General features: G+C 60.1%; 9 protein-coding genes and 1 pseudogene. 1 reads left to right on the forward strand and 9 read right to left on the reverse strand.

What is annotated here, in order from left to right:
• Positions 1 to 9 precede the first annotated feature (9 nt).
• The 8 genes and pseudogenes from EJ078_RS04560 to EJ078_RS04595 form a co-directional block, all read right to left on the reverse strand.
• A pseudogene (locus EJ078_RS04560) lies at positions 10 to 777 on the reverse strand (lyase family protein); the annotation flags it as partial.
• Between the two features lie 84 nt (positions 778 to 861).
• Complete coding sequence (locus tag EJ078_RS04565; protein WP_208721086.1) at positions 862 to 2,358, reverse strand: GMC family oxidoreductase; 1,497 nt, start codon at positions 2,356 to 2,358, stop codon at positions 862 to 864.
• A 9-nt stretch (positions 2,359 to 2,367) separates the two neighbouring features.
• Positions 2,368 to 3,468 carry a sn-glycerol-3-phosphate ABC transporter ATP-binding protein UgpC gene (ugpC, locus tag EJ078_RS04570; protein WP_127213913.1) on the reverse strand — a complete coding sequence of 367 codons (1,101 nt, stop codon included), beginning with the start codon at positions 3,466 to 3,468 and terminating at the stop codon, positions 2,368 to 2,370.
• A gap of 4 nt (positions 3,469 to 3,472) precedes the next feature.
• A complete protein-coding gene (locus EJ078_RS04575) occupies positions 3,473 to 4,351 on the reverse strand; it encodes a carbohydrate ABC transporter permease (protein WP_067330598.1) in 879 nt (292 codons plus the stop codon).
• Positions 4,341 to 5,225: a sugar ABC transporter permease gene (locus EJ078_RS04580; protein WP_127213912.1), complete on the reverse strand. Its 885-nt coding sequence runs from the start codon at positions 5,223 to 5,225 to the stop codon at positions 4,341 to 4,343. The genes EJ078_RS04575 and EJ078_RS04580 overlap by 11 nt, the downstream gene beginning before the upstream one ends.
• An 87-nt stretch (positions 5,226 to 5,312) precedes the next feature.
• Complete coding sequence (locus EJ078_RS04585; protein WP_245459107.1) at positions 5,313 to 6,311, reverse strand: ABC transporter substrate-binding protein; 999 nt, start codon at positions 6,309 to 6,311, stop codon at positions 5,313 to 5,315.
• A gap of 332 nt (positions 6,312 to 6,643) precedes the next feature.
• The gene (gene hisD / locus EJ078_RS04590; RefSeq protein ID WP_127213928.1) at positions 6,644 to 7,954 is read right to left on the reverse strand and encodes a histidinol dehydrogenase; all 1,311 of its coding nucleotides are present in this window, start codon (positions 7,952 to 7,954) and stop codon (positions 6,644 to 6,646) included.
• A 101-nt stretch (positions 7,955 to 8,055) separates the two neighbouring features.
• Entirely contained in the window at positions 8,056 to 9,858 is a 1,803-nt protein-coding gene (locus tag EJ078_RS04595; RefSeq protein ID WP_095832826.1) for a thiamine pyrophosphate-binding protein, read from the reverse strand.
• Positions 9,859 to 10,344: 486 nt separating this feature from the next.
• On the opposite strand from EJ078_RS04595, the gene EJ078_RS04600 reads away from it, so the two are divergent.
• Positions 10,345 to 11,229 carry a sugar phosphate isomerase/epimerase family protein gene (locus EJ078_RS04600; protein ID WP_127213910.1) on the forward strand — a complete coding sequence of 295 codons (885 nt, stop codon included), beginning with the start codon at positions 10,345 to 10,347 and terminating at the stop codon, positions 11,227 to 11,229.
• 64 nt (positions 11,230 to 11,293) lie between these two features.
• Here the strand turns inward: EJ078_RS04600 and EJ078_RS04605 are convergent, their stop codons facing one another.
• Positions 11,294 to 11,830, reverse strand: coding sequence for a DeoR/GlpR family DNA-binding transcription regulator (locus EJ078_RS04605; protein WP_164750356.1), 537 nt, complete (start codon positions 11,828 to 11,830; stop codon positions 11,294 to 11,296).
• Positions 11,831 to 12,293 lie beyond the last annotated feature (463 nt).

The following is a 12,293-nucleotide window of genomic DNA, read 5'->3' on the forward strand; positions in this document are numbered from 1 at the left end:
CACCGCTTACGATATTCGCGACAGATGACCGCAAACGATGCCTGGGAACTCGCGGGGCACGTTAATCGAGGTGCCGATCGCCGAGCCCCCAAGGTTGATTTCCAACAACAATCTCGCGACCGACTGAAGTTGGACGATATCTTCGTCGATGAGTTCAGCAAAGGCTTCGAACTCCTGCCCAACTGTCATGGGCACCGCGTCCTGAAGCTGAGTTCGGCCAACCTTGAGCTCATTCGCGTGCTGGAGCGCCTTGGCGCGAAACGCATCACGCAAATTGACTTGTGCCGATACGAGCCCGTCGCAGGCCCGCAAAACCGTCAGACGGATTGCGGTCGGATACACATCGTTTGTCGACTGGGAAAGGTTTACGTCGTCGTTGGGGTGCAGCCTTGCGTAATCGCCAATTTTGGCGCCGAGTTTGATCAGGGCCAGGTTGGTCACAACCTCGTTGACGTTCATGTTTGTCGACGTACCGGCCCCTCCCTGCATCATGTCAACCGGGAAGTTTTCTTCGATCCCCTTCAGTTCGATGATATCGTCGCACGCATCTGAGATAGCCTGGGCCTTTTCGGGCGAGAGCAGTCCGAGTTCCATGTTTGCAAGACAAGCAGCCTTTTTCACCATCGCCATCGACTGGATGAACTCGGGAAAATCCTTCAGCCGCAGCCCGGACACATCGAAGTTCTGTTCTGCTCGACGGGTGTGCACGCCATAGAGCACGTGGCCCGGTACAGCGAGCGGTCCGATCAGATCCGTTTCGATACGGTCGGCAATCATGGTTGCTAACTCCGCTCAGCCAAGACCTCGGGCGTCACCCACACAGGTGCAAGATTCACAAGTCTGGATACTAAGATGAGGTCCTCACGACCGGCTGATGACGGCGCCAGCCTTGATGGCGAGCGCCGCGATAGTCAGTGCCGGGTTGACGGCCGCGGATGTCGGAAGCACAGAAGCGTCGGTTACATAGAGGTTTGCAATTTCGTGGGAACGGCAATCAGGCGACACAACCGACGTCTCCGGATCGCTTCCAAGCCTGGCAGTGCCACACTGGTGCGAAGTCGTCTTTCTGCCGAAGGTTCGAGTAAGAACGATGGGGAAGCCCGCCCTTCGCATCACACCTCGCGTCCTGCGGATCAGCAGCTCGTGCGCTCCCATGTTGCTGCGAACCCAATGCATGACGATGCGGCCATTCTGAACCGTGACCCGGCTCTCTGGATTGGGCAGGTCCTCGCTGGTCAAGAACCAGCCATAGCAATTGCGGGCTATCAGCCCCGCCAGCCACCGTGGCAGCAAGGGCGCGTTCGCCTTGAGGATGTTACCCGTGATATGTCCAAGCAATTGCACGTTGCCAAGCGGGAAACCTGTTTCCGGATCGGCGTTATAGAAGTCGTTGAATGCCAGGGTCTTCTGGTAGACCGACGTATTGGCCGACCGCGGATCGATCGCCAGCATGGCGGTGGTGTTGTGGTTCATGAAGTTGCGGCCGAGTTGGTCGGAGCCGTTGGCCAGCCCGCGCCGATGCGCGGCATTCGCCGACCGCAGCAAGAGTGCCGCGCTTTGGACCGCACCAGCCGCAACGGCGAAGACGCCAGCGCTGATCCGCCGCTCAACACCATCCTTTAGAAACACTGCGGCAGTCACCTTGCGACCCATCGGGTCGGTTTCCAGCCGCACGACATTGGCCCCGGTCACGAGACTGACGTTGCTGCTGTTCAACGCGGCAGTCAGCGGTCCAACTTCGGCGTCGATCTTGCCGGAACCCGTGTTGGGAAACGCATCCCAACCGGTCTTTGCGCGGCGAAGCCACTCATTGATGTCGATAGCCAGGGGAAGGCTGGCTGGATGGATCCCCGCCTCTTTCAAGCGAGCGCGCACGGCCGCTATGGCCGGCTCGTCGGGTACCGGCGGAAAACGGTAAGGACCGGTGCGCGGCGGCTCGGTGGGATCCTGCGTGGGGTCACCCCGCACCTTGAAAATCGCCTCGGCTCGCTCGTACCAAGGCTCGAGCTCGTGATAGGTGATCGGCCACCCAGGTGAGGCGCCGTCCATGTGAGGGCGCGGCGAGAAATCTTCCAGCCTGTAGCGGTACATGACCGCGCCGAAGAACTTGGAATTGCCTCCGACATAATAGTAATTGCCAGGCAGGAAAGCTTGGCCGTCGGTGCCAACCCACTCTTCGGTCGAACGGTAGAAGCCCTTGAGAAATATCGCCCGGTCGTCGCGCGCCTGGGGCGCGTCGCGCAGGTGCTCGCCACGTTCCAGAATCACGATGCGCCTGCCGGTGCCGCCCAGGCTATGGGCCAGGGAAGCGCCTCCTATGCCTGACCCGATAATGACGATATCAGCTGTTTGATCCACGTCGATGCCTCAGTCTATGCGTTGCTCATTGTCGGCATCGAACAGCACGATCTTGCCAGTATCGACCGCGAGGGTCGCCGAAGTGCGGGCTGCCACGGCCCTTGGCGGCACACGAGCTGTGACTTCGACCCCGCCTGCCTGGAAAAGAGCAAGCGTATCGGGGCCCGTAGGCTCGACAACGTCGATGTTTACCGTGACCGCTTGCGCGGCTTGCTCGCCGGCGACGCTGAACAACTCCGGACGAACGCCCAGCAGAATACTGCGCCCAGCGTATTTGGCTGCCGCTTGTGAAGACAAAGCGATGCCTGAGAGGCGGGCAGCCGCCCCACCTGGGACGTCGATCACCGCGACTGGCCGACCGTCTTCCACGTCAAGTCTCGCCGGAACGATGTTCATGGAGGGCGAGCCCACGAACTTGGCCACGTATACGTTCGCCGGCCGGTCGTAGACCGACTGCGGATCGTCAAGGTGCTGGACCACGCCGTCCTTCATCACGGCAACGCGCGTGGCGAGCGTCATGGCTTCGATCTGGTCATGCGTGACGTATACGATTGTGGTTCCCAATCGTGCATGAAGACGCTTGATCTCGGTTCGCATGTCGACGCGCAACTTGGCGTCCAGGTTGGATAAAGGTTCGTCGAACAGGAACAGCTTGGGTTGGCGCACGATCGCGCGCCCCATTGCCACGCGCTGGCGCTGGCCTCCCGAGAGTTGCGAGGGCTTCCTGTCCAGAAGATGCGTCATCTGGAGCAGGTCGGCCGCCGTCTTGACCGCCTTGTCCCGCTCGGCTTGCGGCACGCCGCGGATCTTCATGCCGAACTCGATGTTCTGGCGCACGGTCATCGTGGGATAGAGGGCGTAGGACTGGAACACCATGGCGATATCCCTGTCTTTCGGCGACAGGTCGTTGACAACCCTGCCGGCGATGCGGATTTCGCCACCTGAGATGTTCTCGAGGCCGGCGATCATGTTGAGCAGTGTGGACTTGCCACAACCCGAAGGGCCGAGCAGCACCAGGAAGTCGCCGGTGCCGATGGAGATACTGACCTCCTTCAGGACTTCGAGGTCACCGTAGAGCTTGCGGGCCCGATCGATTTCAAGCGTTGACATAGCACTAGCCTTTCACGGCGCCGGCGGTCAGACCGCGCACGAAGTAGCGTCCCGCGACGACGTAAACGAGAAGGGTGGGGATGGCGGCAATCATGGCGGCCGCCATGTCGACATTGTATTGCTTGCGCCCCATCGTCACGTTGACGATGTTGTTCAGCGCCACGGTGATCGGCGATGATTGCCCTGCGGTGAACGACACGCCGAAAAGAAAGTCGTTCCAGATCTGCGTGAATTGCCAGATGCAAGAGACCACGATGATGGGAAGCGCGGTCGGCAACATCACTGAAAAGAAGATCCGAAAGAACCCAGCTCCGTCGATTTGAGCCGCGCGGGTCAGTTCGTCCGGGATCGTGATGAAATAGTTCCGGAAGAACAGGGTCGTGAAGCTTATGCCGTATACGGTGTGAACCAGCACGAGACCCGGAATGGTGCCGGAAAGGTGGAGGCGACCAAGCAGCTGCGCCATGGGCAAGATAACGGCCTGGAACGGCAGGAAGCAGCCGAACAGCAATAGTCCGAATATTGCGTTCGCCCCGGCGAAACGCCACTTCGTGAGGATATAGCCGTTTATCGCGCCTATCCCCGTGGACAGGATGACGGCGGGCACGACCATGAGGATGGAATTGATGAAGTATGGCCGCAGTCCCGTGCAGGCCGTACCAATGCAGGCCTCCTGCCATGCCTTGTTCCAGGCTTCGAAGGTGATCGCCTGGGGCACCCCGATGAAGGAGCCGCCATAGATTTCATCCAGCGACTTGAGCGAGGTGACGATCATCACCCAAAGCGGCATCAGGTAGAAGGCGGCGAGCGCGATCAGCGAGCCATAGATGAACAGGCGGCCGATCTGGTGTGAACGACGCGCCGAGCGTGCTTCAGTGCGCATTGCGGTCCTCCCTCAATTCCGAATAGAGGTAGGGAACGATGATGGCCGCGACCGTCATCAGCATCATGATGGCGCTGGCGGCACCTACGCCCATCTGGTTGCGCCTGAACGTCGCGGCGAACATGAAGGTCGAGGGCATTTCGGTGGCGCTGCCAGGCCCGGCATTTGTGAGGGCCAGAACCAGGTCGAAGCTCTTGATCGAGATATAGCTCAGTAGGACGATGACGCTCAGGAATGCCGGACGCAGCATCGGCACGATGACGCTGAGGTAGATTCGCGGCAGGCTGGCGCCCTCGATCTGCGCGGCCTTGATGATCGAAGTATCGATCGCTCGCAGCCCGGCCAGGAAAATGGCCATCGCGAACCCCGTCGATTGCCAGACCGCTGCGATCACCACGCAGTAGATTGCAAAGCTTGGTTGTGTGATCCAATCGAAGACAAAACCGGTCCAGCCGAGCTCGTTGACGACCTTCTGCAGGCCGAGGTCCGGGTTCAGGATCCATTTCCAGGCTGTGCCCGTGACAATGAATGACAAGGCCATGGGATGGAGGTAGACGGCTCGCAGAAAGCCCTCCGCCCTCACCTTCTGGTCGAGCAGAATCGCGAGGAACAAGCCCAGCGCGATGGTGATCGCCAGGAACAACGCCGTAAAGATGAAGAGATTGGCGACTGCAGTGTGCCAGCGCGGGGTCGACCACAAACGGACATATTGCTCGAGCCCGACGAAGTCGAACTTCGGGACCATCTGGGACGAAGATAGCGAGATCCAGGCCGTCCAGACTATGAAGAGATAGACGGCAATCAGAACGGCCAGCAGGCTGGGCGACAGGACGAGCCGCGGCAGCCATAGGTCCAATTTGTTCTTGAGCGACATGGGACTGAGCAACCTCGCTATTGCCGAGCATTGTTGCGGACGGTGTCCCCGCCGGCACGATTGCCGGCAGGGCTTTGATGGCTTGGACTAGCGGGCGTTGTTGATCCCGTCGACCAGGGCCTGAACAGCATCCTTGGACGACATGTCGGTGACGAAGAATTTGCCGACGACGTCGGTGAAGACGCCGGCGAATTGAGGCTGGGCAGCAAAGCCTTCCGTGAGGCCGCCGAGCATCGCGCCGTTCTTCACCGCCGCCTCGCGGTCAGCATAGCTACGCTTCGCGCAGTCATCGAAACTGTCGACCGGAACGTCGGAGCGAGCCGGGATCGAACCCTTGATCAGGTTGAACTGCTTCTGCACCTCGGGATCCATGATCGATTCTGCCCAGGCGTCCTGGCCTGCTGTGGTCACGGCATCATCGACCTTGAACATGCCAAATGCGTCGATCACGAACTTGAAGTTGGGCTTGTCGGTCGGCGTTGGGAAGCAGAGGAAATCGACGCCGGGCTTGAGGCCCTTGGCAAGGAACTCGCCTTTGGCCCAGTCGCCCATGACCTGCATGGCGGCCTTGCCATCCGCGACCATGCCCGTTGCGACGGCCCAATCACGCCCGGTGAAGCCGTCATCGACAAGTCCGCGGACCTTCCTAAGCTTGTCGAACGTCGCGATCATTTCGGGGCTCGAAAGAGCGCCCTCGTCCAGGTCGATGACTGCCTTCTTGTAGAATTCGGGCCCGTTCACGTCGACAAGGATTGCCTCGAAGACCTCGAGGATCTGCCAGCTCTCGTCACCCATGGCGAGCGGGACCACACCGGCGGCCCGGAGCTTGTCTCCGTCGGCGATCAGCTCATCCCAAGACTTCGGTTCCTTGACGCCGGCCTTGTCGAAAACGGCCTTGTTCGCCCAAAGCCAGTTCTGCCTGTGCATGTTGATCGGCACGGAAATGAAGTCGTCTCCGTTTTTGACGAATGCAAGCAGCTGCGGGGCGAGCGCCTTGTCCCAGCCGTTCTTGGTGTAGAGATCGTTGAGAGAGCGCAGGACGCCCTGCTTGCCCCAGTCGAGCCCTTCATAGCCAAGGAACTGCATCGTTGCCGGGGGTTCCCGGCGGCAAGACGCGTGCGCAATGCCTGCAGCGCGTTGGCGCCGCTGAGACCGCCGACCGCGCTATCTTCCCAGGTGTAACCCTTGGAGGCCAGCTTATCGGTGATGACCTTGAGCGCTTTGACCTCGCTTTCGGACACCCAGTGATGAATGCCTTCGACCTTGCCCTTGCTTTCGGCCATTGCCGCAACCGGCATGAAGGCGATCGAGGCGGCTAGGATGGTGGTGAGCTTCATTGTAGTTCCCCTTGTTGCTTGCGTTGGTGGCTTGATGGTCCGGCTCGATCCTGTGGGGCGCGTGCCGGGGCGTGTTGCGCATCAGAGCGGTTCGGCTGCCGATGCGTATGGAACGTTGCGCCGGCCATAGCGGCGGACGCGGATGTTGGACTGCTCGGCATGGCCGGCGAAACCTTCCATGATGCAGAGGCGCGAGCTGTACTGGCCGACCAAGGCGGACGCCTCATCGGTCTCGATCCGCTGGTAGGTGCAGGTTTTAAGGAACTTGCCGACCCACAGACCGCCTGTGTATCGGGCTGCCTTGTTCGTAGGCAGCGTGTGGTTGGTTCCGATCACCTTGTCGCCGAAAGAGACGTTGGTGCGAGCGCCCAGAAACAGAGCGCCATAGTTCTTCATCCTCTCAAGGAAATAGTCCGGATCACGTGTCATGACCTGCACGTGCTCGGAGGCAATGCGATCCGCTTCCGCCACCATCTCATCCAGCGTGTCGCACAGGATGATCTCGCCGTAGTCTTCCCAGGCTTTGCCGGCGACAGCCGCAGTCGGCAGGATTTTGAGCAAACGCTCGATCTCATCGAGGGTATCGCGGGCAAGTTTCTCAGAATTGGTGATCAGAACGGCGGGAGAGTTGACGCCGTGCTCCGCCTGGCCAAGCAGGTCGGTCGCCACGATCTCACCGTCGACACTGTCGTCAGCAATCACCAAGGTCTCGGTCGGACCGGCGAACAGATCGATGCCAACTTCGCCGAACAGCAGCCGTTTCGCTTCGGCGACGTAGGCATTGCCGGGGCCGGCCAGGATATCCACGGGAGCGATCGTCTCAGTGCCATAGGCCATGGCCGCGATCGCCTGGACACCACCAAGGCAATAGATTTCGTCCGCGCCCGCAAGGGCCTGGGCGGCGACGATCTTGTCGGCGATCTTGCCTCGAAACGGCGGAGCGCAAGTGATGACGCGTTCGCAGCCTGCCACGCGAGCGGTCAAGACCGTCATGTGAGCAGAGGCAAGCAGCGGATATTTGCCGCCCGGTACATAACATCCGACATTCTGGATCGGTATGTTCTTATGCCCCAAAATAACGCCTGGTAGCGTCTCGATCTCCAGATCGCGAAGTGTGGCCCGCTGGGCTTCGGCGAATTTGCGTATCTGGTCCTGGGCGAAATCGAGATCCTCGCGCTCGCGTTTGCTCAACGCGTTGATGCATCCGTCAATCTCAGCCTTGGTCAGGCGATAGCTGTCGCGGTCGAACCTGTCGAAGCGGATGGACAAATCGCGCACTGCCGCGTCGCCCCCTTTCTCGACTTGCGCCAGCAATGCCTGGACTGTCGCGGTTACTGCGGGCTGGCCATCGTCTGCGACACTGCCTTTGGCGGGCTTGACCGTGCGTATCATGGCAACAACTCTTGGTTTGCGGGCGCTTGCGCGCCGCATCATCAATGTGGTGGATGGCGAAATGCGAGGGCGGCGCATGACCAACCCTCGCGTCAATTTTGCTAGAGGTGCTGTTCGCGTGCACGCATCTGGGCGTAAGCAGCCTGCTCTTTTTCGTAGTAGGCTGGTGACGGGAAATCCCACCAGCCGGTGGCGAACGGCCCCGCAGCGTCACGCGACACGATGACTTCGACGAGAGCGGGCCCGCCGCATTCCAAGGCTGCCTTCAGGCTGCTTTCGAGATCTTCATCCTTCTCGACTTTCCAGGCCTCGAGCCCGAACGCGCGCGCCGAAGCCGTGATATCGGCCGAATAAGGCTGACCATTGCCTGAGTGATGGTTGAATTCGGAAGCAATGTGACGGCCCATGAACTTGCGCTGACCGCCTCGGATCGACATATATCCCGAATTGTTCAGCACGAGGAAGACCACATTGATGCCGTTCATCGCGGCAGTACCCATTTCGGGCAGCGACATCATGAAGTCACCGTCGCCAACGATCGCCACGACTTGGCGGTCCGGGCATGCGAGCTTTGCCCCCAACGCCGCCGGCACCGCCCAGCCCATTGGCGAATAGGAGCCCGAGGTCAGGTGGGTGCGAGGCTCGTAGACAGGGAAGCTTTGCTTCACCGAGCCCTGGGTATTGCCCGAACCGACAACCACAATACCGTTGCGATCGAGTACCTTGCGCAAAGCGACCAGCGGGCGCTGGGAGGTGAAAGGCGTTTCGCGGCTGTTTTCGCGCGGCGACACCTGAGCGATCCAGTCCGCCTTGGCCTTCTGAACGTCGGCCAGGAACTGCTCGCGTTTGCCCAGAGCCTTCTTAGCATCGCCCTCCGAGATGAGGGCCAGGATCGCCTCCAAGGCCACCTTTGCGTCTGATACGATCCCCACCTCGGTCGGATAGGTCTTGCCGATCTCGCGCGGGTCGAGGTCAATATGGATCAGCTTACCTGGAGGGATCGAGAACGAGACGCCCTTGGCGAAGGAAGATGCCGACCAGTCGGTGAAGCGGCAGCCGACCGAAACGACCACATCTGCGGAAGCAGTGATCTTGTTGCCGCAGGTCGTGCCGGTCTGGCCGACTGCTCCAATGAAGAGCTCGTGATCTTCCGAGATGGCGCCCTTGCCGTTCCAGGTGATCGAAACGGCGGCGCCGACGCGCTCGGCCAGACGCGTCAGTTCGCTCGACGCGTTGGCCGTGATCGCACCGCCACCGGCGACGATGACCGGGCGTTCGGCACTCAACAGGACCTTGACCGCGGCCTCGATCGCGCTCGGATCGGGATAGGCCACGCCAATGGGAAGGCGCTTTTCCAGCGGATGAATGGTGACATCGGCCGCTTCGACCTGAACGTCCATCGGCACCTCGACATGCACGGGACCCGGGCGGCCGGTGAGCATGGCGTTGAAGGCGCGATGCATAATGCTCGGCAGGACCTGCACGGACTGGGCTTGCCATGCCCGTTTTGTCACCTGCTCGGTGATGCGCGGGAAAGCATTGTCCTGTTGGCGCTCGATCTCCTGCATGGTGCCATGGCCGTGCATGTAGGTCTGTGGCGAGCCGGAGACGTAGAACAGCGAGGTGGAATCGCAATAGGCTGTGGCGAGGCCAATAATTGTGTTGGTCGCACCTGGCCCGACCGATGTCGAACATGCCATTGGCCGGCCGCTTGCACGGAAATAACCGTCCGCCATGTGAACGGCGCTTTGTTCGTGCATGACCTGGATGAAGGGCAATTGCGAGCCTTCCTCCAGGAAGGCATCGAACAGAGACCAGATGCCATGGCCGGGAACACCAGCCACGTATTCGACGCCATATTCCTTGAGCGCTTTCGCGACGATCTGCCCGCCGGTCAGTTTCATTGTTCGACCCTCTTGTCTTTGTTGGCGAGGCGATTGTGGATATGCTCCTCGTCCATGCGCCTAGTAAGCAGTCATCTGTGGCTGCGCGACAAGTTCGCAGGGTAGCTTTAATAGACGCGATGTGACGCGCTGAGAAAGAAGCATTGCGACATATGGGATCGGTCAGTTCCCGTGGGCTGCGAACTCAGCCGCATAGCGGGCTCGTTTTTAATCGAAGCCATTTTGCCCCCTTAGCAGCGAATTTGGCGCAATGTGACGCGACCGGAACCTTAGGTCGCGCACGAATTCGGGCTGCCGCGCAGTTTCCCCTCGGCATGCGATATGTCTTGATTGCGCGGGTAATCGGCTCGCGATGGTGAAAGCCATGAGCAACCAGAGTGGTTATCGGCCTGGCGCCGCAGAGCCAGCGAGGCTCTATGCCACCGTCGTGATCCAGCAGGGACCTGGCATTGGACATAATCCGGTAGTCAAGCGACGGGCACAGCAATGACGACGAAGCGCAACCAGCTAATTCTGCATGCTCTCGTGGCGCGACACGGCACGCTGGCCCTAGATGTGGATATTGCGCGCGAGCTCGGCTTCGACGGACTGGAAGCCTCTGGGGCCAAGATCCGCGCTTTTCTGGATGCCGGGTTCACTTTCCAGGAGCTGCGCCGCTTGATCGATGACATGTTCATTCCAGGCATCGGATTTCTTCTCGATGTGGAGCGCCACGGCAATGCCCGCAAAGCATTGCTGAAGGACGCGGAAGAGTTGATAGAACTCGCCGTCTCGGTTGGAGCGAAGGGCATTCAGGTCATCACCGGTCCAATCAGTCTCGCGGCTCTCGATCCCGAGGCCAGCAAGAGGCACCCGGATCTTTACCGAGGCGTCGTCGGGCTGCCGATCGAGGAGCAGATCGACATCACGGCGTCCGGGCTGGCAGCCGTCGCCGACCTCGCTGCTCAACGCAACCTGGTCATCTACCATGAGGCGCTGTCCTGGACCCCACTCAATACAATTGACAGGCAGCTTCGGACCATAAGGAAAGCGGCACGCGACAACATACGCGTCGTCGTCGATTTCTGGCACTGTTACACCTCCGGCGACGGCCCGGAACGCATTTCGCAATTGGACAAAGACCTCATCTACGGAGTTCACATTTGTGACTCTCTTGCGTTCAGCGGTGGCATCCCTAACGAGCCTGTTCTTCGCGACGTCGAAACCGGCAAGGGCGTATTGAACCTGAGAGAGTGGGTGGCTGCAGTGAAATCCACCGGCTACGACAGCTGGTGGAGTTGCGAGTTGTTCTGCAAAAAGCAGCACCAGATGGACAGCTACGATGTGGCGCGCGAGTTGAAAATCCTGATGCAGGATCTTGTCGGCTCCTAGTCTTGAGCGATCCATCATCCGGCAACATCGGACCGACGGCTTGCGAAAGATTTTGTCGCAGTCCTCAGGCTATTCGGTGGATAACTGTGCCTTGGCGTCGAAACGGTTCGAGGGTCTCGGCATCAAGCTGGCGCCCAGCGAGCATATGGTCGATCGCGTCAGGTCCCGAAACCTGAAAGGGGGCGGTTTTCGCGATGCTCTCGACCGTAGCGACAACTACTCTCGCGGCGCTTCGGCGGGACATAACGCGCTTGATTTCGGCGTCGGGAAGGTCAAAGGTGGTCAATCCGACGGAAGCATGGACCGCGCAATCGGCGACAAAGAACATGTCGGCGTTGAACTGCTCCAATTGCGAAAGGGCGGTAGTTCCAACAGAGCATCCCTTCTCCTGGTCGTACAAGCCGCCCAAAAGAACGACGCTCGCTTGACGATGCCCTTCCAGCGCAGTCGCGACAAGTAGGGAATTCGTCACAATCGTTAAAGACATGTCGCGGGGTAAGGCGCCGGCGAAGGCAACACTGAGGGCTCCATGGTGCATCATGATCGTTGCGCCGGATTGTACGAGTTTCGCTCCGGCAGCAGCCAGCGGTGCGAGATCCATGGTCGAGGACCTCGACCGCCTCGGGCCCGGTCTTGGCCTCCGATGCCCTTGCCAGCGCTCCGCCATAGACCCTGCGGCAAAGTCCGGCTCTGGCAAGATCGCGTAGATCGCGGCGCACAGTGTCTTCAGAGACACGAAATTCAAGAGCCAGCGCGTTGGCCAGGACCTTGCCATGCTCGGCCAATCTCTCGCGAATGATCACCTGGCGTTCTTCTGCAAGCATCATTCGAACATCCTTGAGACGATGATGTGCGACTTTCTTTGGTTCAGGCCAGCGGATATAAATCCCAAGAGCCTCGCGCTGCAATGTCATCGTGGACCGGCATCGCGCCTGGTCTACGACTAGAGCACCCCCTGCGGCACGCCGCTAGCCAATCCTGCCGACGCGCTATGGAAATAGACTTCAAGCAGCTACGACGGGGTCTCAACCGCTTCGGTCTGGCGCGTTGCTGGGTTCTGCCTG

This window comes from Mesorhizobium sp. M1A.F.Ca.IN.022.06.1.1, assembly GCF_003952605.1.
Lineage (GTDB): Bacteria > Pseudomonadota > Alphaproteobacteria > Rhizobiales > Rhizobiaceae > Mesorhizobium.

Excerpts from the sequence above, each read along its gene's own strand:
- ugpC (WP_127213913.1), bottom strand. The coding sequence starts at position 3,468 with ATGTCAACGCTTGAAATCGATCGGGCCCGCAAGCTCTACGGTGACCTC.
- EJ078_RS04575 (WP_067330598.1), bottom strand. The coding sequence starts at position 4,351 with ATGCGCACTGAAGCACGCTCGGCGCGTCGTTCACACCAGATCGGCCGC.
- EJ078_RS04580 (WP_127213912.1), bottom strand. The coding sequence starts at position 5,225 with ATGTCGCTCAAGAACAAATTGGACCTATGGCTGCCGCGGCTCGTCCTG.
- EJ078_RS04585 (WP_245459107.1), bottom strand. The coding sequence starts at position 6,311 with ATGCAGTTCCTTGGCTATGAAGGGCTCGACTGGGGCAAGCAGGGCGTC.
- hisD (WP_127213928.1), bottom strand. The coding sequence starts at position 7,954 with ATGATACGCACGGTCAAGCCCGCCAAAGGCAGTGTCGCAGACGATGGC.
- EJ078_RS04595 (WP_095832826.1), bottom strand. The coding sequence starts at position 9,858 with ATGAAACTGACCGGCGGGCAGATCGTCGCGAAAGCGCTCAAGGAATAT.
- EJ078_RS04600 (WP_127213910.1), top strand. The coding sequence starts at position 10,345 with ATGACGACGAAGCGCAACCAGCTAATTCTGCATGCTCTCGTGGCGCGA.
- EJ078_RS04605 (WP_164750356.1), bottom strand. The coding sequence starts at position 11,830 with ATGGATCTCGCACCGCTGGCTGCTGCCGGAGCGAAACTCGTACAATCC.